Source organism: Helicobacter saguini (genome assembly GCF_000762875.2).
In the GTDB taxonomy this organism is placed as follows: domain Bacteria; phylum Campylobacterota; class Campylobacteria; order Campylobacterales; family Helicobacteraceae; genus Helicobacter_A; species Helicobacter_A saguini.
In genome coordinates this window covers 1-1281 of record NZ_JRMP02000052.1, presented here as the reverse complement: position 1 = coordinate 1281, position 1281 = coordinate 1, and the positions used below count along the sequence as shown (strand labels likewise).

Below are 1281 nucleotides of genomic sequence, written 5' to 3'. Positions count from 1 at the left end.
ACCCTAGAATCTATCCATCTAAAGCAAATCCACCACAAGGCTGGAGTAAAGAAATGATGGATAAGTTAGATTTAAAGCTAGAGTAATATTAACACATAAATTTAGATTCTGCAAATAAAACAGAAAACAAAAAATAAAAAAATAAAATAGATTCTATAAATAAAATAGAAAATACATAAAAATATATCATTATAATATATCAAGATAGATTCTATAATATATTAAAATAGATTTTATTAATATTGCAAGTTATTAATTATTATCTTAGATTCTATACAGAATACAACTAATAAATAAAACCATAAAAACTCATAAACACAAAATATAAATCTTTATTATAATATTCAACAATATAAGCTAAGATTCTAACATACAAAATAATTATAGAATCCATAGGCAAAACCAAAGGCAATTAATGCAACTATCCTTTAAACTACTAGATTATGATACTAATTCTCCATTAGCAAATAAGCAAGTAGAAATAAGGAATATAAGTAGTAATTCTAATATGATATATCCCATTAAAACAAGTAGTGGTGATGGTAGCGTAAGCTTTGATATACAAGATATACATAAAGCAGACTTTTTTATTATAAATCTAGTGAATGAAACCACATACTACAATACTCCATTTAATCTAGCAAATAATAAAACACAATTTATTATAACACCAAATAACTATCAAAATAAATATGCTAAGGTATATTTTAAAGCTAGAATTTATTTGTATTTTAATGGAAATACTTTAAAGATTCTAAAAGATAAAATAGTCTTAAAAGAATTTAGTGCAAACTATTACTCACAAGACAAGATTCTAAACAATGCAATATATTACATAAGCACAAAAGAAATACAAAACATCTATAATCATACACAAATACAAAATAATGTAATAGAATCCACAAACAAAGATTCTAATAATACAGAATCTAAACACACAAATAATACAAAAGATTCTATACAATCTAATAAAAATATAATCAATATTTATAAAGACAAAGATTTAACACACATAGAATCTAATATAGAATTTATAGAAAATATAGAATCTAATCACACAAAACAAGATTCTATAATACTAAACAATAATCTACAACATTACTTTATAAACACTCTATACACAAACATACAACAACATATAGATTGCATAGAATGTAAAATAGAATCTATAAAAGAAGATATTACACAAATAATAATACACAAAACAGATTCTAATATAGATAGCCAAAAAGTATATGCTGATATAACTAAACCATTTGCACCTGGCACTTATATTGAATT

At 22.6% G+C, this 1281-nt stretch carries 2 protein-coding genes; one reads left to right on the top strand and one right to left on the bottom strand.

Translation table 11 applies throughout. The features are described from left to right. Window positions 1–286 precede the first annotated feature (286 nt). Entirely contained in the window at window positions 287–412 is a 126-nt protein-coding gene (locus LS64_RS13740; protein WP_272916617.1) for a hypothetical protein, read from the bottom strand. 3 nt (window positions 413–415) lie between these two features. Here LS64_RS13740 and LS64_RS12120 point away from each other — a divergent pair. Next, on the top strand, window positions 416–1281 hold an 866-nt coding region (locus LS64_RS12120), incomplete at its 3' end, for a hypothetical protein (protein ID WP_034569081.1).